A 19,842-nucleotide genomic window follows, 5' to 3' on the forward strand; every position below is an offset into this window, starting at 1 on the left:
GATTTCTGAAGTCGGTCGTCGCGGCAATCCGCGGCGGTCGGGCTATGATGCGTGCACCGTCCTATGTCGAATGGGCTATATCGATCGTTTCTGCGGTATTTCTCGACCTATTTCCACGTGAGCGGACTAATCAAAACGAGAAATAGACGGTTGCGTGCGCGTAACATACTGCACGAATAAGAGATCGATGCCGCCAGGACCAATTCGTTGCCTGCTCATCTGTGGCATCTCTCCAGGATGCGGGGAGGTCCAGCGTGGCACGGATATTACTGACGGGCGCAACCGGCTTTCTGGGCGGCGCCGTCCTTCACCAAGCGCTGAGCCAGCGCGATGGCACCGCGTGGGTCTGCCTCGTGCGCTGCGCCAGCGCCGAGCAGGGCCGGCAGCGGATCGCCGCGCGGCTGTCGCGCTTCACCGACCCGTTCACCGCCCAGCGCCTCGCCCGCGCGGTCGAGGTGGTGCCGGGCGACTTCACCCGCGCCGATCTCGACGCCGATCCGCGGCTCGATTCGGTCACCCACGTGCTGCATCTCGCCGCCGACACCTCGTGGTGGGGCGAGGAGCGGGTCAGCCGCACCAACCACGACGGCACGCTGGCGCTGGCCCGCCGCGCCCGGACCATGCCGCGCCTTGTCCGCTTCCTGCACGTCAGCACGGCCATGATCTGCGGCGCCGAGGCGCCGTCCCTCGTCGAGGAGGCGGCCTATCCCTCGCCCCAGGCGCGCCACCTCGTCGCCTACACGGTCTCGAAGGCGGCCGCCGAGACCTCGCTCGCCGGCAGCTTCGCCGACCTGCCGATCGTGGTGGCCCGCCCCTCGATCGTGGTCGGGCATGCGACGCTGGGGGCGGTGCCGAGCTCGAGCATCCTGTGGGTCATCCGCGCCGCCGACCGGCTGCGCCTGGTGCCGTGCAGCCCTTCGAGCGCCGTCGACATCGTCCCGGTCGACTGGGTCGCCGACAGCCTGCTCGGCCTGCTGCGCAAGCCTCGGCTCGCGCACGATCTCTACCACGTCTCGGCCGGCGAGGGCGCCCGGGCCCGGTGGGACGACCTGATGCGGGCCTTCGCGGCCGCCGACCCGGAGGGCGGGCCGCGCGACGACTTCGCCCGCTTCGACCTCACCGCCGACCGGGCGCTGCTGCGCCGACGCTTCGCCGAGACCTTCGGCCTCGACGGCGCCCTGAAGCAGGCGATGCTGCGGGCGGTGCGGGCCTATTACGCCTTCTGCTCCCTCGACCTGACCTTCTCCAACGCGCGGCTGCTCGCGGAAGGCTTCGCGCCGCCGCCCGCCTTCACCGACTACCTCAAGGTCTGCCTCGAGAACGCGCCAGAGATCGCCGAGCAGTTCGCCGACGACCTCGAGATGTTCGTGGCACCGGAGCCGGCCAAGGGTCCCGCGCCCACCCTGCCGCTGATGGCGAGCGCATGAACCCGTTCCTGACCCTCGCAGTGGCGATCGGCGCCGAGATCACCGCGACGCTCGCCCTCAAGGCCGCCGACGGGCTCACCCGCCCGGGACCGACGCTCCTCGTCGCCCTCGGCTACGGCACCGCCCTGTGGCTGATGTCGACCAGCATGGACATGCTGCCGATCGGGATCGTCTACGCGATCTGGGCTGGAACCGGCATGGTCGGCGCGGCGCTCGGCGGCGCCCTCCTGTTCGGCGAGCCGGTGACCCCGCTGATGATCCTCGGCATCGGCGTCATCGCGATCGGCGTCGGCATCCTGGCGGCGGCGCAGGCTCACGCCTGAGGGCGGGTGACGGCGGCGAGCAGCTGCACGGCGCCGTCGATGGCCTCGCGCATCGCCGCCTCGTCCCAGTGCACGCGGGCCAGCACATAGCCACCCTCGACGATCGCGATCAGCGCTGCCGCGAACGGGGCGGGCGCGATCCCCGGCACCAAGCTTCCGGCCGCTCGCGCCTCGTCCAGGCTCGCGCGCAAGCAAGCCTGGATGCGCGCGAGATAGGCCGCGACCGGCTCGCGCAGGGCCGGCTCCTCCATGGCGGCTTCGTTGGCGAGGCGGGCGAGGCGGCAGCCGCGCAGGGCCTGCCGCTCGCGGGTCAGGTAGGCCCGGATGCGGTCAAGGGGCGGGGCGTCGGACGCGAACAGTGCGTCGATCACCGCGATCTCCTCCTCGGCCATCTCGGCGAGCGCCGCGGCCGCCACCTCCCGCTTGCCGGGAAAGTGGTGGTAGAGGCTGCCCTGGCCGGCACCGCTCCGCGCCAGCACGTCCCGCGGGCTCGTCGCTTCGTAGCCGCGCTCCCAGAGCAACGCTTTCGTCGCCGCGACGATCGCCTCGCGCTTCGATGATCCCTGCCGCGCCACGTCGTGTCCCTGCCCCGGACTGCCTTACGCCGTCGAAGCGCGGTATGCCGTGCCCGGACCTGTCAGGCCAGACCGTCAGGCCGCTGGGCCCGCGAGGTGGGGCGGGGCGACGTCCGCATAGGTGGCGAGGCCGTTGCCGAAGGACCAGTTCTCCCGGGCGATCTCGACCAGGGTGACGAGAACGTCCTCCGGCCGGACCGAGAGGGCTCCCAGATTCTCGGCGATCGCCGCGAACAGCCTCTTCTTCTGCGCGACGCTGCGCCCGGTCGAGAGATGAACCTGGATCATCACCAGTTCGTCGCTGCGGGCGATGCCGAGATAGCCGGGATCGTAGATCACCTCGTCGAACTGGCTCGAGACGACCTGGAACCGGTCGTCGGGCGGGATGCCGATGCTGCCGACGAGGGCGGCATGGACGGCGTCGGCGATGGCGCGCCGCTCGCTCGGTGAGCGGTCGCGCTTCAGGGTGATGGTGACGAGGGGCATGAGAGGATCTCCTGGAATCCTTCGGCGGGATCTCCGCGGCTGCGGGAGCAGCCTCGATCCTTCTATTGTACATACTGGTATGTATGGAGTGAGGGCCCGCGCAATCCAGGTCTGCTCCCCGCTCACCGCTCCAGGAACGAGGCCTCCAGCCGAGCCTGCCAGCCATGGCGCACCAGCTCAGGGTCGGCATGTTCCTCCGCCGGATAACCGACGCAGAGATACGCGATCAGCCGCCAAGCCGGTGGCACGTCGATGGCTGCGGTGACCTCCTCGGGGCACAGGATCGAGACCCACCCGACCCCGAGGCCATAGGTGCGCGCTGCGAGCCAGAAAGTGTGGATGGCGGTGACGGCGGAGTAGCGCAGCATCTCCGGCATGGTCGCCCGGCCCAGCCCATGGCCGGCCCCCGTCGCCTCGTCGCAGAACACCGCGAGATGCACCGGCGCCTCGCGCAGACCCGCGAGCTTGAGGTTGCGGTAGGCGGCGGCGCGCGCGTCGTCGTAGGCGGCGGCGGCCGCTTCGTTGCAGCGCAGGAAGCTCGCGGTCACCGCCGCGCGCCGGCCGGGATCCGAGACCCGCACGAAGCGCCAGGGCTGGCTGTTGCCGACGGACGGGCTGAGGCAGGCGAGCGCCAGGCATTCCCGCAACGGCTCCTCCGGCACCGGATCGGGGCGGAAGCGCCGCACGTCGCGGCGCCAAGCGACCAGCTCCGCGAAGCGGACCCGGAAGTCCGCCCCGAATTCCGGGGTACCGGTCGCCGGCTCCGTCATGGTCGCGCCAGATCCCCGAGCAAGCTCGCCGCCACCGAGACCTTCGACACCGTGAGGCCCGAGGCGGCGATGGCCGCGACCGCGGTGCGGATGCGGGCGAGCGAGGCGCCGCGGGCCTGGCTCCAGGCCTCGACCGCGGCGGCGCCCTCGGCGTCGAACGCGGCGGCCTCGGCGGTGAGCGCCCGGTGGGCCGAGGCGATGCCGGCGACCGCGCGCTCCAGTGCGATGCGGTCGAATGTGTCGGCCACCGGCACCGCCCGGGCGGCGGCCGACAGCGCGTTGAGGCGGAACAGGTCGGCCAGCGCGAAATGCGTCGCGGCGATCGCCGCTGGCGGACGCCCGGTCGCCTCGGCGACCTGGACGATGTCGGGCGCGGCGCCGAGTTCACTCAACGAGGCGAGGCGAGAGGCCAGGGCCTCCGGCACGCCGTGATCCACGAGAGTACGGATTCGCCGGGTCAGCGCCTCGGCGGCGGCCGGCGGGAGGGCGCCCGGCAGGGCGGCGGAGACCGCCGCGATGCCGTTGCGGTAGCGCTGCACCGCCGCCTCGATCCCGCCGGGCGCGGCCTCGCCGTTGCGGATGAACCAGACCATGCGCTGGCGCAGCAAGTCCTGCAATTCGGCGTAGAGGGCGAGCTGCTGGTCGCCGGCGATCGCCCCGTCGAGCCCGTCCACCGCCTTGTTGAGATCGATCAACCCGAAGGCGTCGCGGGCCACCGCGTAGGCGGCGGCGATGGATGGGGCTTCGGCGCCGGTCTCGTCGGAGAGGCGGCTGACGATGGTCGGCCCGCCGCGGTTGACGATGGCGTTGGCGAGGCTCGTGGCGATGATCTCCCGGCGCAGGCGGTGGCCCTGCACCGCATCGGGGTAGCGCGCCACCAGCACCGGCGGGAAGGACCGCTCCAGTTCCCGGGCGAGGTACGGATCGTCCGGCACCGCGCTGTCGAGGAGCGCGTCCTTGAGCGCGAGCTTGGCGTAGGCCAGCAGCACCGCCAGTTCCGGCCGGGTCAGGCCCTCGCCGCCCTGCGCCCGCTCGGCGAGGCTCGCGTCCGAGGGCAGGAACTCGACGCTCCGGTCAAGGCGCCCGTCGGCCTCCAGCGTCTGCATCAGCCGCGAGGCGAATCCGGTCTCCGTCGCGGCGGAGAGCTGGGCGAGAGAGAGGGCGAGGGTCTGGAGCTGATTGTTCCTCAGCACCAGGTCGGCCACCGCCTCGGTCATGCCGGAGAGGAGCGCGTTGCGGCTCTCCGGGCTCAGGCGGCCGTCGCGCTCGGGTGTGGCGAGGGCGATCTTGATGTTCACCTCGACGTCCGAGGTGTTGACGCCGGCCGAGTTGTCGATCGCGTCGGTGTTGAGCCGAACCCCGCGGCGGGCGGCCTCGATCCGGCCGCGCTGGGTCAGGCCCAGATTCGCGCCCTCGCCAACGACCCGGGCGCGCAACTCGGAGCCGGTGATGCGGATCGCGTCGTTCGCCCGGTCGCCGGCCTCGTCGTCGCTCTCGAAGGTGGCGCGCACATAGGTGCCGATGCCGCCGAACCACAGGAGGTCGACGGGCGCGCGCAGGATCGCCTGCATCACCTCGGCCGGCGTCGCTTCCGCCCGGTCGAGCCCGAGACGGGCCCGAACTTGCGGCGATAGCGGCACGGTCTTGGCCTGGCGCGAGAACACCCCGCCGCCGGCCGAGATCTTCTGGCGGTCGTAATCGGCCCAGGACGAGCGCGGCAGGTCGAACAGGCGCTTGCGCTCGGCGTGCGACGCGGCCGGATCGGGATCCGGGTCGAGGAAGATGTCGCGGTGGTCGAAGGCCGCCACCAGCTTGAGGCAGCGCGACAGGAGCATGCCGTTGCCGAACACGTCCCCCGACATATCGCCGACGCCGACGACCGTGACCGGCTCGGCCTGGATGTCGATGTCGACCTCGCGGAAGTGGCGCTTCACCGCCTCCCAGGCGCCGCGGGCGGTGATGCCCATCTGCTTGTGGTCGTAGCCCTGGCTGCCGCCCGACGCGAAGGCGTCGCCGAGCCAGTGGTGCGCCTCGAGCGAGAGCGCGTTGGCGACGTCCGAGAAGGTGGCGGTGCCCTTGTCGGCGGCGACCACCAGGTAGGCGTCGGCATCGTCGTGCCGCACGGTGGCGGGCGGCGGCAGGATCTTGCCGTCGACGATGTTGTCGGTGAGCGAGAGCAGCGTGCGGATGAAGATCCGGTAGCTCTCGGTGCCCTCCTGCATCCAGGCCTGGCGGTCGGAGGCAGGCGGCAGGCGCTTGGGGAAGAACCCGCCCTTGGCGCCGACCGGCACGATCACGGCGTTCTTGACCTGCTGCGCCTTGACGAGGCCCAGCACCTCGGTGCGGAAATCCTCCGGCCGGTCGGACCAGCGCAGGCCGCCACGGGCGATGTAGCCGAAGCGCAGGTGCACGCCCTCGACCCGCGGCGAGTAGACGAAGATCTCGAACAAGGGCCGCGGCAGCGGCATGCTGTCGACCTTGGCGCAGCGGAACTTGAACGCAATGGTCTCCGGCGGCAGCCCGTTGCGGCCGATCTGGAAGAAGTTCGTGCGCTGCGCCGCCTCCACCAGGTTGACGAAGCGGCGCAGGATCCGGTCCTCGTCGAGGCTGGTGACCTGCGCCAGATCCGCCTCGATCTCGGTCCGCACGGCCTCCTGCGCTGCCGCCCGGTCGCCGTCGAGGCGAGGGTCGAAGCGGGCGTAGAACAGGGCGACGAGGCGCCGGGCCAGGCCTGGGTGGCGCGAGAGCGTCGCCGCCAGGTAGTCCTGGCCGTAGCGGATGCGCAACTGGCGCAGGTAGCGGCCGAGCGCCCGCACCAGGGCGACGTCGCGCCAGCCGAGCCCGGCTTCCAGCACCAAGCGGTTGTAGGCGTCGGATTCGGCGAGGTCGCGGGCGAGCGCCAGCAGCGCCGCCTCGACCGGGCCCTCCACCGCCGCGACGTCGATCGCGCCGCCGCCGGCGCGCTCCAGCACCATGTCGTGCAGCCAGACCCGGGCGCCGGCGCCCTCGGGCTTGAGGCGGTAGGAGCGCTCCTCGATGACCCGGAAGCCGAGATTCTCCAGCACCGGCACCCGCTCGGAGAGCGGCAGGGCGGTCCCGCGGGAGAAGACCTTAAGGCCGATCCGGGTGTCGGGATCGCCTGGCCGGCGGAAGAGGTCGACCGCTCGGGGCTGGCCCTCGGAGATCCGCTCCAGGATGGCGATGTCCGGCAGCGCCTGGGCGCCGGCATACATCTCGCGGTAGCCCGCCGGGAAGGCGTCGGCGTAGACCGCGGCGAGGCCGCGGGCGTCGCCGCCGCGGGCGGCTCCCAAGGCCTCGCGCAAGGAATCGGCCCAGGTGCGGGCGAGATCGGCGATGCCGGCCTCGAGCTGCCCCGCGTCGATCTCGTCCGGCGCCCCCGGGGTCGCCACGATGACGTGGAGGCGGGCGAGCGGCCCTTCCGGGTAGTCCGGTGCGATGGCCGAGAGGCGACCGCCCAGGGCCTCGGCGAGGTAGGCGCCGATCCGGGCCTGGAGCCGGGCGTCGGTGCGGTCCTTCGGCAGGTAGGCGATCAGCGAGACGAAGCGGCCGAACTTGTCCGGCCTCGCCAGCACTCGCACCCGCGGCCGGTCGGCGAGCGACACGATGGCGAGCGCGAAGCGCAGGAGCAGGCCGGGCTCGATCTGGAACAGGTCGTCGCGCGGATAGGTCTCGAGCACGTGGACGAGGGAGCGCCCGGCATGGCTCGTCGGGTCGAGGCCGGCCTTGGCGAGGACGGCGGCGACCTTGCGCCGGAGATACGGCACTTCCTCGGCCCGGCTCGCATAGGCGCTGCCGGTGAACAGGCCGACGAGGCGCAACTCTCCCGAGAGCTGCCCGTCGCCGGTGAACAGCTTGATCGCCACCATGTCGAGATGCGCCTGCCGGCGCACCCGCGAGCGCAGGCTGGCCTTGGTGACGAGGAGCGCCTCCGGCCCCTCCAGGAAGGCACGGATCTCCGGCGTCACCGCCACCATGGCGTCGCCGCGGCGCAGGACCTCGACGGCGGGGTCGCGCAGGAGGCCGAGCCCGCTCCCCTTCACCCCGGCATGATCGGCCCCGTCCGCGTCACGGTATTCCCGCAGGCCGAGCAGCACGAAATGCCCGTCGCGGAGCCAATCGAGGAAGGCGCGGGCCTCCGCCCGCTCCTCCGGCGCCAAGGGCGAGGGCGCGTCCGTGTAGGCCGCCGCCTCGGCCAGGCGCTCGATCATGGCGGTGTGGTCGGCCGCCGTCACGGCGACGTCGGCATAGACCCGGGCCAGGCTGGCGGCGAGCGTCGCGCGGGCCGCCTCGTCGTCGATGCGGTCGAGATGAACGTGGATGAAGCTCTCGCGGGCCAACCCTCCGGCATCGAGTTCGCCGGCATCGGTGCCGTTCTCCTGCGCCGTGGTCTCGCCGACGACCCGTACCAGGGCGCCGTCGGCGTCGCGCTCGACGCCGAGGATCGGGTGGGCGACGAGGCGGGGCTGGTAGCCGCGCGCGACGAGCTCCGCGAGGGTCGACTCGAGCAGGAACGGCCGGTTGGCATTGACCGCCTCCAGCACCGTGAGGTCGCGCCGGCGTCCGCCCTGCTCCACCTCGATATCCGAGAGGCGCACCGCGCTGATCGTGCGACCGGGCCGCGCGGCGGCGAGGTGCGCCCGGGCGGCCAGCGCGAGATCGGCCAGGGTCTCGGGCGGGTAGGCGGTCAGGTCCTCCGGCGCGACGCGCCCGAAGAGGTCGCGGACGAAGCCGCCGGGTCCGCCCCGGTCCTCGGCGATCGTCGCCGCGGCGGCGATCAGGTCTGTGCGGTTGGCCTTCGCTTCGGGGGTCGCGGTCGCGGTCGAGGGTTCCACGTCTGCTCGTCCTCCGCCGAGGTTGGTAACCGGAGCGGTGGCACAGCGCCCTGGCCCCCGCAAGCCCGGCCTCGCCTGCACCAGGCAAACTGCCTATAGCTGAGGCACGACGACCGGGAGGGCAGGGGAATGAGTGGCGGCAGGAGGAAGGCGGGCGCGAAGCCCGAGATCGGCGAGCGGCCGGTGCCGCAGGAGACCGAGGGCCGGGCGATGGCCCTCGACCTCGCGCCGTCGCCCGACCTGTCGCCGGAGATGCGGGCCTACTTCGAGAAATGCCGCGAGAAGATCGGTTTCGTGCCGAACGTGCTCCTGGCCTATGCCCACGACAGCGCCAAGCTCGAGGCCTTCGCGGCCCTCTACAACGACCTGATGCTCGCGCCCTCCGGCCTGTCGAAGCTCGAGCGCGAGATGATCGCGGTGGCGGTGTCGAGCGTGAACCGCTGCTACTACTGCCTCACCGCGCACGGTGCCGCCGTCCGCAGCCTCTCGGACGACCCGGTGCTCGGCGAGATGATGGCGATGAACTACCGCGCCGCCGACCTCTCGCCGCGCCACCGCGCGATGCTCGACTTCGCGGTGGCCCTCACCGAGGCGCCCTGGACCATTGAGGAGGAGGACCGGGAGGCTCTTCGCGATGCTGGCTTCTCCGAGCGCGACCTGTGGGACATCTCCGCGGTGGCGAGCTTCTTCAACATGTCGAATCGCATGGCCTCGGCCGTCGACATGCGCCCGAACCGCGCCTACCACGGCGAGGCCCGGGGCCTGCCCGGTCCGGATGAAGCCTGACCGGTCACCCGGTTGCCGCATTGTCGGCGTAGGGCGCTCCGTGAGTCGTGGATCGGGTCGAGGGCGCTTCGTGCGGCGCATCGGCCGAGCGGGAGCGGTGGATGGCGTACCAGGCTAAGTCGGCGCTCGAGGTCCAACTGGACGTGCTCGGCGCCCTCATGCTGCGCGACATGCGCACCCGGTTTGGCGGCACGATGTGGGGCTACTGCATCGCCGTCGGCTGGCCTTGCGCCCACATCCTGGTCATCGCCGGCTTCTACGCGATCCGGCACATGCCGGTGCCGATCGGCGACAGCATCGCACTGTTCGCCGTCTCCGGGTTGTCGCCCTACATCGTTCTCAACTACATGTCGAGAAAGATGATGGAGGGGCCTATGCAGAACAAGCAGCTCATCTATTTTCCTCAGGTCAAATTCTTTGATGTCGTCATGTCTCGTGCTATCGTCGAAATCTGTACTAGTAGTCTCAGTATATTTCTAGTTTTCTTTGTCGTTGCATGTTTCGGGGCGCATGTTTTTCCACAAAATAGTTACGCATTTTGTGAGAGCATGCTTCTCGCGTTGTGCTTCGCCATGTCGATGGGGTTTCTGAACGTCTTCATCTCGCAGATGTTTCCTCCCTGGCAGATCGGCACCATCGTTCCCACGCTTCTTATGTACTTCACCAGTGGTGCGATCTTCGTGACGGAAGCGATGCCCGCAGTCATCTACGAGTACGTGCAATGGAATCCGCTCATGCACATCGTGAAGGTGTGCCGGTCCGCCTTCTATCCGGGTTACGGGGCGGACGCGTCGATCCTGTACGTGCTCATGGTCAGCGGAACGCTGGCGATGATCGGCCTGCTGGGTGTCCGCTTCGTGGTGCCGCGCTTCCTCAACTGACCCGGGATGCGGGGCGCCGCGCAGGCGTGCGCCGTCCGCTTCCAGGGGATGGGGCCTGCGGTTCGTGCCGTCACCACCGGAAGCGACGCGTGGCGTCGAGGCGGGCGGCGCGACATCGGGCCCAGACGAGGATACGTCCCCGTCAGGCGGCCGGCGAGAGACCGATCCGGCCGGCCGCACGGACCCGCGAGACGATGCGAACTATCGCGCTATGCCGGCTCATCACCTGGGCTGGGGCACGAACATCGGGCCGAACGTCGGGCAAAGCAGAGTTTGTTCGGAAGGCTGGGATGGTGTCGCTCTCCCGGCAATCAGCGTCCGGAGAGACGGGATCCTTCTATCCCGCACAGAGGCAGGATGGTGCGGCCGAGAGGACTCGAACCTCCACTGGTTGCCCAACTAGCACCTCAAGCTAGCGCGTCTACCAATTCCGCCACGGCCGCGGAGCGTGCTGGACATCAAAAAAGGCCCAGCCAAGCTGAAACAACTTATGACAAATATCATCAAGACCACTGAGTAGTCCGACACATGGCAGCACCACCCGGCTCGTGATCCCGACCATGATCGAGATGTTCACGCCGGATACGCTCTCCATTCTATCCCGCTGCGGTCCGAGACCCTGCAGGATGAATGGTGCGGCCGAGAGGACTCGAACCTCCACTGGTTGCCCAACTAGCACCTCAAGCTAGCGCGTCTACCAATTCCGCCACGGCCGCGGATCGCTTGTTCTCGCCGGAACCGGCGGGGCGGGGGTGAGACCCGTCCGAAGCGAGGCTGCGAATACCAGTCCCCTCCCGGGGACGCAAGCGCCCCGATGCGGATCCGGCGAACATTCTCGCCTAGAGAGCGTCCGACAGGGCGTTCAATAGGCCGGCGCTGCCGTCGCCGATGCGGATGCCGGGCTCGCGCACCACCTCGGCCTTGCGGATCAGCTCCGTGACCTCCACGGAGATGCGGTTGCCGGTGACCACGATCTGCCCGCGGGCGATCGGGTGGTTGTTGGCGAGGATCTCGACCATATCGGAATCGGTGGAGTCGAGCTCGATCACCGCGCCGCGTCCCATGCGCAGCAGCATGTGGATCGGCATCCGGGTCCGCCCGAGCACGACCGCGAGATCCACCTTGAGTATGTCGAGTACCGCCAACGGACGCACCCACCCTGACGACGAAGCCAATGCGTGAACAATCCGATCTTATGGTGAAGCCTTGGTAAACGACCGGCTCGGAACCGCCCCGGGCAGCCTCCTGCCCACCCCCGGCAGCCCCCCCGTCGAGTGGGTGGTGCGCGACGCGCTCCTCGATTACCGCGAGGCCGAGGCTGCGATGGAGGCGCGAGCCGCCGCGATCGCCGAGGGGCACGCGCTGGAGCGCGTCTGGCTCGTCGAGCACCCGCCGCTCTACACCGCCGGCACTTCGGCCAAGGAGGCCGACCTGGTGGCGCCGGAGCGCTTCCCGGTCCATCGCACCGGCCGGGGCGGGCAATACACCTATCACGGCCCCGGGCAGCGGGTGGCTTACGTGATGCTCGACCTCAACCGACGGCGGCCGGACCTGCGCGCCTACGTGGCCGCCCTCGAAGCCTGGCTGATCGCGACCCTCGAGGCGTTCACGGTGCGGGGCGAGCGCCGGGAGGACCGGGTCGGCGTCTGGGTGCGCCGGCCGGAGAAGGGGCCGGGCGTCGAGGACAAGATCGCGGCGATCGGCATCCGGGTGCGGCGCTGGGCGACCTTCCACGGCATCAGCCTCAACGTCGAGCCGGATCTGTCGCATTTCTCAGGCATCGTCCCCTGCGGCGTGCGCGAGCACGGCGTCACCAGCCTGGTCGATCTCGGCCGGCCGGTGACGATGCCGGAGGTCGACGCGGTGCTGCGGGGGCGCTTCGAGGCAATCTTCGGGCCTACGGTGCTGGTCGAAGACGATGGGCGTGGCTGATCCGGACGGCGCCGGGCATCGCGGTTTCCACGCCGCCCGGACTTGCTCTAGAGTATCGGATGAGATCGCGGCGACGGCCCGCGCATCACGGAGGTCCGCCCGTGCCGGATGTCCCCGCGCCAGTGCCGGCCGCTGAGGCGCCGGGGGAGGCCGGATCCTTGTGCGCCGTCCTCTCGGCCGCTCCCCTGCCGTCCCTGCTGGTCGCGCCCGGTCCCGCGGGCGAGGTGCGCTTCGCCAACCCGGCCGCCCTCGCCCTCTTGGGGGAGGCGCCCGCCAACGTCGCGGTCCTCGCCGCCGAGCCCGAGGCCGAGGCAGCCTTGCGCGCGCTCCTGTCCTCTGGCGGTCCGGCCAGCGCCGAGGTGCTGCTGCGCCGGCACGACGGGGCGACGCTCTGGGCGCTCATCCACCTCTCGCCGGTGCAGGGGCTGGAGCCGTTCGGCCAAGGTCCGTCCCGTCACGGTCCGTCCCACTTGGTCCAGATCGTCGAGACGTCCCGCCGCCGCGACCTCGAGGTGGCGCTCGCCCTGGCGCAGCGGCGCGAGGCGCTCGGCCAGCTCACCAATGGCGTCGCGCACGAGTTCAACAACCTGCTGCAGATCCTGGTCGGCTACGTCGACGGCCTGCGCCGGCGCCTCGGCGAGCATCCGGACGCCTTCGTGCAGCGGGCGCTCAGCCGCTCGACCGACGCCGCCGAGCGCGCCTCGGCGCTCACCCGCCACCTCCTGGCCTTCTCGCGCCGGCACCGGCCGGAGCCGCGGCCGGTCGATCTCAACGGGTTGCTGCGCGGCCACCAGGAGCGGGCGTCGAGCCTGCTGGGTAAGCGGATCGCCCTCGACTTCGACCTCGCCGAGGACCTGTGGATCGCCTGCATCGATCCGGTCCAGACCGAGCTGATCCTGCAGATCCTGCTGCGCAACGCCGCCGAGGCGATGCCGGCGGGCGGGTGCGTCACGGTTCAAACTCGCAACCACGGCGGGGAGGGCGTGGCCGCGGACGGGGCGGCCGGGCGCCACGTCGCGCTCACCCTGGCGGATACCGGCGCCGGCATGCCGCCGGAGGTGCTGGCCCGGGCGCTGGAGCCGTTCTTCACCACCCGCGAGCCCGGCCGCGGCACCGGCCTCGCCATCCTCAACGCCCTGGTCAAGCGCCAGAACGGCGCCGTCGCCCTGCGCAGCAGCCCCGGCGAGGGAACCGTCGTGCGCCTCACCTTCCCGGCCGCCGAGACCCCGCGGCCGCGGTCGCAACGAAGTGCCGCCGCGCGATAATCCCTGTCATCTCAAAAATTTATCGCTTGGCAGATCTGGCGCCGATCGGCGACTCTTCATCGGGTGTAGTTACAAACAGGAAGGCATCCCGCGCGATGCCTCCCTTCTACTGCGCCACCCGCGCCCCCATATGCATGGCAAGGGGCGGGACGCCCCTCACTGGTGACGACACGAGGCGATACGAACCGATGATGACCACCTTCTCCCGCGGCCGCCGGACGGCTCTGGCTTTCGGCCTGGCGGCCCTGATGGCCGTGGCGGCGACGGCCGGCGAGGCGCGTCCCGGCGGCGGTTCCTCGATGGGGTCCCGCGGCTCCAAGACCTTCTCGGCCCCGCCTTCCACTGCGACCGCCCCCGGTGCCCCGGCGCCGATGCAGCGCTCGATGACGCAGCCCGGGTCGCAGATGGGCGCCCCCGCCGCGCCGCAGCGACGCTTCGGCGGCGGTTTCTTCGCCGGCCTCCTCGGCGCGGGCCTGCTCGGTGCGCTGATCGGCGGCGGCTTCTTCGGCGGCCTCGGCGGCATCGCCTCGTTCCTCGGCCTGCTGCTTCAGGTCGGCCTCCTGGTCGGCGTGGTCCTGCTGGTCCTGCGCTTCTTCCGCCGCCGCCAGGCCGAGCCGGCCATGGCGGGCGCCTATAACCGCAGCGGCCCGGCGGACGGTCCCCGTCCCGGCAATCCTCTCGGCGGCTTGGGTGGCCTCGGTGCCGGACTCGGCGGTGGTGGCGCGTCCGCGCAGGCCCGCCCGGCCCAGCGCGACGAGGTCGGAATCGGCCCGCAGGATTTCGAGGCGTTCGAGCGCACGCTCGGCCAGGTCCAGCTCGCCTACGGCGCCGAGGACGTCGCCACCCTGCGCCGCCTCACGACGCCGGAGATGGTGGGCTACTTCACCGAGGAGCTGAAGGCCAATGCCGCCCGCGGCGTGGTCAACAAGATCGCCGACGTGAAGCTGCAGCAGGGCGACCTCGCCGAGTCCTGGCGCGAGGGCCCGGTCGACTACGCCACCGTGGCGATGCGCTACACCCTGCGCGATGCGCTGATTGAGCGCGCCAGCGGCCGGGTCGTCGAGACCAACCCGCCCGAGGCGACGGAGGTCTGGACCTTCCTGCGTGAGCGCGGCGGCCAGTGGGTGGTCTCGGCCATCCAGCAGACCCGGTAACGGTTGTGTCGTGGGGAGCGTGTCTCCCCACGTCGCTTCATGAAGCCCTCGATCCCGCCGGATCGAGGGCTTTTCAATGTCGTCTGGACCTCGGTTGGTGTCCTCGGGTGGTATTCCTGGGACGGATCTCTCACCCCCTGAGTCATCCCGGGGCCGTGCAGCGGATCCCGGGATCCAGACATTCAATATGACGCCGATGCTCCTTCGTCTCGACTTCGCCGCCGAAATCGTCCTCACAGCACCCGCGCCATCGCGACGAAGCCCTCGACCGGCACCTCCTCCGCCCGCGCCGTCTCTGGAACGCCGGCGGCGGCGAGCAGGCGGGCGGGATCCGGCGTCGTCGCCTTGAGGCTCTGGCGCAGCATCTTGCGGCGCTGGCCGAAGGCGGCGCCGGTCACGGCTTCGAGTGCCCGGACCCGGCAGGGCAGGGGTTCGGGCCGCGGCACCAGCCGCACCACGCTCGACGTGATCTTCGGCGGCGGCACGAAGGCGGAAGGCGGCACGTCGAACAGGATCTGGGCTCGCGTGCGCCAGCCGCACAGCACGCCGAGCCGGCCGTAATTCGCCCGGTCGTCCTCGTCGGCGACGATGCGCTCGGCCACCTCGCGCTGGAACATCAGGGTCAGCGAGTCCCACCAGGGCGGCCAGGCTTCCGGCGTGAGCCAGCCGGTGAGGAGTTGCGTACCGACATTGTACGGCAGGTTCGCGACGATGCGGGCCGGTCCCTCGCCGATCAACGGCCGCGGGTCGAAGTCCAGCGCGTCGGCCTCCACCACCTCCAGGCGGCCGGGGTAACGGGCGGCGATCTCGGCGAGGGCCGGCAGGGCGCGGGGGTCGCGCTCGACCGCGATCACCTTGGCGGCGCCGTGCATCAGCAGCGCCCGGGTCAGGCCGCCGGGGCCGGGGCCGACCTCGACCACCGTCACGCCCTCGAGCGCCCCCGACGACCGGGCGATCCGGCCGGTGAGGTTGAGGTCGAACAGGAAGTTCTGGCCGAGCGAGCGGCGGGGCATCAGGTCGTGCGCCTGCACCACCTCCCGCAGCGGCGGCAGACCGTCCGGAGTGCTCATGCCACCTCTCCGTCCCGGGGCCGGGTCAGCCGGCCGGCGAGCTTCAGGGCGGCGACCAGGCTGTCGGGCTTGGCCAGGCCCTTGCCGGCGATGTCGAAGGCGGTGCCGTGATCGGGCGAGGTGCGCAGGAAGGGCAGCCCGAGGGTCACGTTCACGCCCTCGTCGAAGGCGAGCGTCTTGATCGGGATCAGGGCCTGGTCGTGGGTCGGGGCGAGCGCCACGTCGTAGGTGGCGCGGGCGCGGGCGTGGAACAGGGTGTCGGCCGGGTGCGGGCCGGTGATGGCGATACCCTCCGCCCGCAGGCGCTCGATCGCGGGCGCCAGCACGTCGCGGTCCTCGGTGCCCATGGTGCCGGCCTCGCCCGCATGCGGGTTGAGCCCGGCGAGCACGAGGCGCGGAGCGGACAGGCCGAAGCGGGCCCGCATGTCCCGGTCGACGATGCGGGCGGTCTCGACCACGAGGTCGGCCGTCAGCAGTTCCGGCACCCGGCGGAGCGCCACGTGGATCGTCACCGGCACCACCGCCAGCTCCTCGGACCAGAGCAGCATCACCGGCGTCGGCGGCGTCGCGCCGGGCTCGGCGGCGAGCGCCGCCAGGTACTCGGTGTGGCCGGGGTGCCGGAAGCCCGCCGCGTAGAGCACGTGCTTGGCGATCGGGTTGGTGACGAGGGCCGGGGCGAGGCCGGCCCGCACCAGCCGCACCGCCTCCTCGATCGAGGCGAGCGTCCCGGCGGCGCTCGCCGGATCGGGTGTGCCGGGCTCGGCCGCGACGGTGATGCCGTCCGGCAGCCGCACCACCGGCAGGGCGCGGGCGTAGGCGTCGGCTGCCGTCTTGGGCGTCACATCGGCGAGCGGCACCGCGAGGCCGAGCCGGGCGGCGATTCTCTCCAGGAAATCGGGATCGCCGATGACGAAGAACGGCGAGAGACCGTGCTCCTCGCGGGCGAGCCAGGCCCGCAGGGTGATCTCCGGGCCGATTCCGGCCGGATCGCCCTGTGTCAGCGCGAGGGCTGTGGTCATCGCGGGGATCCTCGTCCGTGGTAGCGCGTCCCCGCGCCATGACATCCCGGCTCCCGCCGGGCAAGCCGCCTCGCACTCCTCGAAACGAACCTTCCGTTGCGGCGGAGATTGGTTTCGGGCACCCTCCGGTAGTACAGCCCTCGGATCATCCCACCCCCATGGCAAGCGTCGCCTTCGACACGTTGAAGTTCGCCCGGACCCTGCGCGACAAAGCGCAGCTGTCGCCGGAGCAGGCGGAAGGGTTCGCCGTTGCGGTCTCGGAAGCCGTTCAGGGCGATCTCGCGACGAGGACCGACTTGCAAACTCTGGACACCGGATTGCGCAATGAGATGCAGACGCTCCGGACCGAGCTGAAGAACGACATGCAGACGCTCCGGACCGAGCTGAAGAACGACATGCAGACGCTCCGGACCGAGCTGAAGAACGATATGCAGACGCTCCGCACCGAGCTCAAATCCGAGCTGCGCGAATCCGAATCGCGCCTGGAGACCAAGCTGGAGCGTCAGCGGTCCGAGATCGTCAAGTGGATGTTTGGAACGATCGGATTCCAGACGCTGATCATCCTCGGCGCGGTCATCGCCCTCGTGCGCGTCATCCGGCCTTGAGCCGACGAGCGCCCTGGTCGCGTCGTGCGCCCCGGCGGACGGGGCGCGTCGGGCCCGTCACCGGGCCGTAGCGATGCCGTCCGCCGTCGTGGTGGTGCTGAGGTTCTGGCGGAAATTCGCCTCGCCGAGGGTGCGCAGCTCGATCCGCAGCAGGAAGGTGCGGTTGCGCTCGCGCAGGCCCGACGCCGTCTCGATCGGCGAGGACAGGTAGTTGAGCGAGATCGTGGTGCACTCGTCGCGGTAGCCGAAGCCGAGGCCCGACGAGGAGACATAGAACTTGTCCGCCCGGTCGTAGGTCGGCGCCGTGCCGACCGGGTTGAGGAAATAGGCCTGGGCGGCGGAGGCGTAGAATTCGCGCACCTGGAGGTAGTGCGAGAGGTCGAACAGCACCGAGCCGGTCACGAACCAGTTCGGGGTGATGTTGTAGAGGGCCGAGGCCTGCAGGCCCTCGCGGCGGCGGTCGTAGCCGAGCTCGGGCTGGGCCTCGTAGCGGGCGTAGATCAGCGAGGTCTCGAGCGGCAGGAACGGCGCGAACTTCGCGGTGATGCCGCTCTCGAAGCGCTTGAGTGCGAAGGTGGCGTTGTCGAACCGGGCCCGGGTGATGAAGCTGATGTTCTGGTTCGGCGAGACCTGGAAGCGTGAGACGAAGTCCGAGCGGGTGGTCTCGAGGCCGGAATCGCGGCCGACATTCGCGATGTCGCCGCGGCGGAACGAGTTGACGCCGGCGAGCGCGATCGACTCGCCGAACATCGCGTTCATGTAGAAGCCGTTGCGGCCGGTAATCGAGTACTCGGCGCCGAGGTTGGCGCGCACGCCGCCCTCGACCCGGTCGTAGCCTGAGAACTTGTCCCACTCGAACAGCGAGGTGTCGTCGAAGACGAGGCTCTGGGCATCCTCGTTCGGCAGGCGGCCGATCCGGGTCTCGCTCGGACGCGCGATCACCTGGACGATCGGCGAGACCGTGTGGACTCCGAGCGGCCCCATATCGGCGACGAAGGGATAGCGGTATTCGAGGCCGACCGCCGGCATCACCCGTCCGGAGAAGTCCGAATCGGGCGAGAACAGGTTGCTGACCTCGGGGTTCTGGTACCCGGTCGTGTTCGGGTTCACGAAGAACGCGTCGCCGCGCAGGTAGGCGAAGGGCTGCCAGCGCTGGCCGAACTCGTCCGTGAAGGTGCGCCGCCACGACACCTGCGCGGTCGCCCGGGTGGTGTCGCCGGCGAGCCCGCTCACCAGGCACTGCCCGCGCTCGAACACCGAGCAGGTGCTGTAGAGCGGGAACGAGATGCCGTTGACGCTCGGGCTGAGCAGGTAGGTCCCGGTGCGCGGGATCTGGGTGTACTGCGTCGCGTCCCGGGTCAGGTGCGTGACGTTGGCCTGGAACCGCACCTCGCCGCCGATCGGGTCGGGCCCGTCGCGGCGCTTGTCGTAGTCGATCACCGGGGCGACGATCGGCTGCTGCTTCTGCCAATCGTAGGTCGACAGGCCCTTGAAGTAGTAGCCCCGCGCCTCGAACCACGAGCGGTCGCCCTGGCCGATCAGGTAGGCGGTCGAGACCGCCTCGCGGAAGTAGTCCGTACTGATCGTCTGGTTGCGGATGCGGTAGTTGTCGAGGAACCACTTGTCGGTGACGCCGACGACATCCCAGCCGGCGCGCCAGTTCTGGCCAAGGTAGAACTGGCCGGCGGATTCGATCGAGCCGCGGAAGTCGCGGTCGCCGGAGCCAAGGGGACCGGGCAGGAAGGCGCTCGGCGTCGACTGAAAGATGCCGCTGACCCGGACGTTGTAGAAGCCGTTGGCGAGCCGCTGGCGCCACTCGGCCTGGCCGAGCACGCCCTGCTTCGACAGGAAGGTCGGCTCGACGGTGAGGTCGTAATCGGGCGCGATGTTCCAGAAGAACGGCGTGCCGATGCCGTAGCCGAGCACGTTCGAGGAGACGAAGTGCGGCGCCAGGAACCCGGTATCGCGCCGCACCGTCGGGTCGGGCGAGTAGAAGTAGGGCAGATAGGCGATCGGGATCCCGGCCACTTCGAGATACGAGTCCTCGTAGTAGATCCGGCGCTCCTCGTTGTTGTGGATGATCCGCGCCGCCTTGACCTGCCACAGGGGCGGCCGCTCGGGATTGTCCTTGCACGGCTCGCAGGCGGTGTAGGTGCCGTACTCGAAGGTCGTGGTCTCGCCCGCGATGCGCTCCGCCCGCGGGGCGGAGAACCGCACCCGGGCCGGGCGGCCGCGCTGCTCGATGGTCTGCTGGATGCGCAGCGAGTCGATGAAACCGGACTTGAAGTCGTCGGTCAGCTCCATCCGGTCGCCGGTGACGACCGCGCCGGTCTCGTCGGTGAGGCGGACATTGCCCTCGGCGAAGACCCGGCCGGTGTTGCGGTCGTAGCGCACGCGGTCGGCGAGCAGGGTGCGCGGTCCGTAATGCAGCTCGGCATTGCCGACCGCCGAGACCGTGTTGCGGTCGTTGTCGTAGACGAGTTCCTTGGCCTCGACGAGCAGGCGCTCGTCGCCGCTGCCGGGCCTGCCCTGGTTCTTGCCCTGGTTCTTGGCCGAGCGCGCCGCCAGGCGGTCGTTGAGCGTGTCCTGCGCGCGCGCAGGCTCGCTCGCACCTACCGTTACGGCAGCCGCCAGCAGAACCGTCAGGGATCCCGTGACCGCGGCACCCGCGGCCTTACGCACGACTCGACCCATCC

General features: G+C 70.5%; 16 protein-coding genes and 2 tRNA genes. 8 read left to right on the forward strand and 10 right to left on the reverse strand.

Going from position 1 to position 19,842, the window contains the following annotated elements; genetic code table 11:
• The first annotated feature begins 254 nt into the window (after positions 1-254).
• Both MFF64_RS17155 and MFF64_RS17160 read left to right on the forward strand, forming a co-directional pair.
• Positions 255-1,427 carry an SDR family oxidoreductase gene (locus MFF64_RS17155; RefSeq protein WP_238191670.1) on the forward strand — a complete coding sequence of 391 codons (1,173 nt, stop codon included), beginning with the start codon at positions 255-257 and terminating at the stop codon, positions 1,425-1,427.
• Positions 1,424-1,750, forward strand: a complete 327-nt coding sequence (locus MFF64_RS17160) for a DMT family transporter (protein ID WP_099904034.1) — start codon at positions 1,424-1,426, stop codon at positions 1,748-1,750. Before MFF64_RS17155 ends, MFF64_RS17160 begins: the two co-directional genes overlap by 4 nt.
• On the opposite strand, the gene MFF64_RS17165 is transcribed toward MFF64_RS17160, so the two are convergent.
• The 4 genes from MFF64_RS17165 to MFF64_RS17180 all read right to left on the reverse strand — a co-directional run bounded on the left by MFF64_RS17165 (position 1,741) and on the right by MFF64_RS17180 (position 8,434).
• Complete coding sequence (locus tag MFF64_RS17165) at positions 1,741-2,325, reverse strand: TetR family transcriptional regulator C-terminal domain-containing protein (protein WP_099904036.1); 585 nt, start codon at positions 2,323-2,325, stop codon at positions 1,741-1,743. The genes MFF64_RS17160 and MFF64_RS17165 overlap by 10 nt on opposite strands.
• A gap of 75 nt (positions 2,326-2,400) precedes the next feature.
• A complete protein-coding gene (locus MFF64_RS17170; RefSeq protein WP_099904038.1) occupies positions 2,401-2,811 on the reverse strand; it encodes a tautomerase family protein in 411 nt (136 codons plus the stop codon).
• 122 nt (positions 2,812-2,933) lie between these two features.
• Positions 2,934-3,581, reverse strand: coding sequence for a 5,6-dimethylbenzimidazole synthase (bluB, locus tag MFF64_RS17175; RefSeq protein WP_099904040.1), 648 nt, complete (start codon positions 3,579-3,581; stop codon positions 2,934-2,936).
• Entirely contained in the window at positions 3,578-8,434 is a 4,857-nt protein-coding gene (locus MFF64_RS17180; protein WP_238191672.1) for an NAD-glutamate dehydrogenase, read from the reverse strand. The genes bluB and MFF64_RS17180 overlap by 4 nt, the downstream gene beginning before the upstream one ends.
• Positions 8,435-8,644: 210 nt before the next feature.
• Between MFF64_RS17180 and MFF64_RS17185 the strand changes: the two genes are divergently transcribed.
• A complete protein-coding gene (locus MFF64_RS17185; RefSeq protein WP_425324361.1) occupies positions 8,645-9,220 on the forward strand; it encodes a peroxidase-related enzyme in 576 nt (191 codons plus the stop codon).
• A 101-nt stretch (positions 9,221-9,321) separates the two neighbouring features.
• On the forward strand, positions 9,322-10,101 hold the full coding sequence (locus MFF64_RS17190) for an ABC transporter permease (protein ID WP_099902467.1): 780 nt from the start codon (positions 9,322-9,324) through the stop codon (positions 10,099-10,101).
• Positions 10,102-10,459: 358 nt separating this feature from the next.
• Here MFF64_RS17190 and MFF64_RS17195 read toward each other — a convergent pair.
• From MFF64_RS17195 to MFF64_RS17205, 3 genes are all read right to left on the reverse strand, one after another.
• A tRNA-Leu gene (locus MFF64_RS17195) sits at positions 10,460-10,544 on the reverse strand.
• A gap of 188 nt (positions 10,545-10,732) precedes the next feature.
• Positions 10,733-10,817, reverse strand: a tRNA-Leu gene (locus MFF64_RS17200).
• Positions 10,818-10,940: 123 nt separating this feature from the next.
• Positions 10,941-11,246 carry a FliM/FliN family flagellar motor switch protein gene (locus MFF64_RS17205; protein ID WP_099901651.1) on the reverse strand — a complete coding sequence of 102 codons (306 nt, stop codon included), beginning with the start codon at positions 11,244-11,246 and terminating at the stop codon, positions 10,941-10,943.
• 61 nt (positions 11,247-11,307) lie between these two features.
• Between MFF64_RS17205 and lipB the strand changes: the two genes are divergently transcribed.
• The 3 genes from lipB (at position 11,308) to MFF64_RS17220 (ending at position 14,452) form a co-directional block, all read left to right on the forward strand.
• Positions 11,308-12,033, forward strand: coding sequence for a lipoyl(octanoyl) transferase LipB (gene lipB, locus MFF64_RS17210; RefSeq protein WP_099901649.1), 726 nt, complete (start codon positions 11,308-11,310; stop codon positions 12,031-12,033).
• Positions 12,034-12,134: 101 nt separating this feature from the next.
• Entirely contained in the window at positions 12,135-13,298 is a 1,164-nt protein-coding gene (locus tag MFF64_RS17215) for a PAS domain-containing hybrid sensor histidine kinase/response regulator (protein ID WP_438823081.1), read from the forward strand.
• Between the two features lie 188 nt (positions 13,299-13,486).
• A complete protein-coding gene (locus MFF64_RS17220) occupies positions 13,487-14,452 on the forward strand; it encodes a TIM44-like domain-containing protein (protein WP_099904490.1) in 966 nt (321 codons plus the stop codon).
• 233 nt (positions 14,453-14,685) lie between these two features.
• Here MFF64_RS17220 and rsmA read toward each other — a convergent pair whose 3' ends face one another.
• The gene (rsmA, locus tag MFF64_RS17225) at positions 14,686-15,522 is read right to left on the reverse strand and encodes a 16S rRNA (adenine(1518)-N(6)/adenine(1519)-N(6))-dimethyltransferase RsmA (protein WP_099904492.1); all 837 of its coding nucleotides are present in this window, start codon (positions 15,520-15,522) and stop codon (positions 14,686-14,688) included.
• A complete protein-coding gene (gene pdxA, locus MFF64_RS17230; RefSeq protein ID WP_099904494.1) occupies positions 15,519-16,541 on the reverse strand; it encodes a 4-hydroxythreonine-4-phosphate dehydrogenase PdxA in 1,023 nt (340 codons plus the stop codon). The genes rsmA and pdxA overlap by 4 nt, the downstream gene beginning before the upstream one ends.
• A gap of 158 nt (positions 16,542-16,699) precedes the next feature.
• Here pdxA and MFF64_RS17235 point away from each other — a divergent pair, with 158 nt between their 5' ends.
• Entirely contained in the window at positions 16,700-17,146 is a 447-nt protein-coding gene (locus tag MFF64_RS17235; RefSeq protein WP_099904496.1) for a CCDC90 family protein, read from the forward strand.
• Positions 17,147-17,203: 57 nt separating this feature from the next.
• Here MFF64_RS17235 and MFF64_RS17240 read toward each other — a convergent pair whose 3' ends face one another.
• Positions 17,204-19,840 carry an LPS-assembly protein LptD gene (locus tag MFF64_RS17240; RefSeq protein WP_438823082.1) on the reverse strand — a complete coding sequence of 879 codons (2,637 nt, stop codon included), beginning with the start codon at positions 19,838-19,840 and terminating at the stop codon, positions 17,204-17,206.
• Positions 19,841-19,842 lie beyond the last annotated feature (2 nt).

The sequence above is a fragment of the Methylobacterium frigidaeris genome (assembly GCF_022179185.1).
Lineage (GTDB): Bacteria > Pseudomonadota > Alphaproteobacteria > Rhizobiales > Beijerinckiaceae > Methylobacterium > Methylobacterium frigidaeris.

Coding starts and splice junctions, on each gene's coding strand:
- MFF64_RS17160 (WP_099904034.1), top strand. CDS start 1,424: ATGAACCCGTTCCTGACCCTCGCAGTGGCGATCGGCGCCGAGATCACC.
- MFF64_RS17190 (WP_099902467.1), top strand. CDS start 9,322: ATGGCGTACCAGGCTAAGTCGGCGCTCGAGGTCCAACTGGACGTGCTC.
- bluB (WP_099904040.1), bottom strand. CDS start 3,581: ATGACGGAGCCGGCGACCGGTACCCCGGAATTCGGGGCGGACTTCCGG.
- MFF64_RS17220 (WP_099904490.1), top strand. CDS start 13,487: ATGATGACCACCTTCTCCCGCGGCCGCCGGACGGCTCTGGCTTTCGGC.
- MFF64_RS17170 (WP_099904038.1), bottom strand. CDS start 2,811: ATGCCCCTCGTCACCATCACCCTGAAGCGCGACCGCTCACCGAGCGAG.
- MFF64_RS17240 (WP_438823082.1), bottom strand. CDS start 19,840: ATGGGTCGAGTCGTGCGTAAGGCCGCGGGTGCCGCGGTCACGGGATCC.
- pdxA (WP_099904494.1), bottom strand. CDS start 16,541: ATGACCACAGCCCTCGCGCTGACACAGGGCGATCCGGCCGGAATCGGC.
- rsmA (WP_099904492.1), bottom strand. CDS start 15,522: ATGAGCACTCCGGACGGTCTGCCGCCGCTGCGGGAGGTGGTGCAGGCG.
- MFF64_RS17235 (WP_099904496.1), top strand. CDS start 16,700: ATGGCAAGCGTCGCCTTCGACACGTTGAAGTTCGCCCGGACCCTGCGC.
- MFF64_RS17185 (WP_425324361.1), top strand. CDS start 8,645: ATGGCCCTCGACCTCGCGCCGTCGCCCGACCTGTCGCCGGAGATGCGG.